This is a genomic window from Nocardiopsis lucentensis DSM 44048, from assembly GCF_000341125.1.
Taxonomy (GTDB): Bacteria; Actinomycetota; Actinomycetes; order Streptosporangiales; family Streptosporangiaceae; genus Nocardiopsis; species Nocardiopsis lucentensis.
The window spans coordinates 1-823 of sequence record NZ_ANBC01000750.1 but is presented as its reverse complement, the minus strand read 5'-3'; the positions used below and the strand labels follow the sequence as shown (position 1 = coordinate 823).

The window sequence follows — 823 nt, the reverse complement described above, 5'->3', positions numbered from 1 at the left end:
CTGCCAGCCGAGCTTGTGCAGGTCCAGGCTGACCGAGTCGGCGCGGCTGAGGCCGTCCAGGAGGCCGCGCAGCCGGTCGGAGAAGAGCAGACCCCCGCCGTAGGCGGCGTCCACGTGCAGCCACACGCCGTACTCGGCGGCGATGTGCGCGACGGCGGCCAGCGGGTCGATGCCGCCCAGGTCGGTCGTGCCCGCCGTGGCCACGACCGCGACGGGTACGTCGCCGTTCTCGCGCACCTGGTGCAGGGTCCTGCGCAGGGCTTCGGGGCGCATCCGGTGCTCGGAGTCCACGGCGACGGTGATGACCGCCTCCTCGCCCAGACCGAGCAGGGCCGCGGCGCGCTGGACGGAGAAGTGCGCGACCTCCCCGCACAGGATGCGGGGGCGGGCCCCGTCGGCGGCCGCGGCGACGCCGGTCCGGGTGGGGTCGATGTCGGAGTGGGCGGCCAGCGCGTGGTCGCGGGCCAGCAGCAGCGCGGTCAGGTTGGACTCGGTGCCGCCGGAGGTGACCACGCCGCCGGCCCGCTGACCGTCGTACCCGGCGAGGTCGGCCAGCTCCGCGATGATCCGGGTCTCCATGGCGGTGGCGGCCGGTGCCTGGTCCCAGGAGTCCAGGGACTGGTTGAGGATCGAGGCGACGGTGTCGGCCGCCACGGCGACCGCCAGCGGGGGGCAGTGCAGGTGGGCCGCGCAGTGGGGGTGGGCCGGGTCGGCGGCGCCCGCGGCGAGGGCGGTGGTGAGGCGGTGGAGCACCTCGGCGGAGCGGTCGGGGCCGTCGGGCTGGACGGTGTCCAGCGCGTCGGCGACCATCGCGGCGACCTGG

Annotated in this window: 1 protein-coding gene; it reads right to left on the bottom strand. The window is 76.4% G+C overall.

Going from position 1 to position 823, the window contains the following annotated elements; genetic code table 11:
* Nucleotides 1-823 (bottom strand): pyridoxal phosphate-dependent decarboxylase family protein (locus D471_RS36290; RefSeq protein WP_017601338.1); only part of this gene is annotated, 823 nt, incomplete at both ends.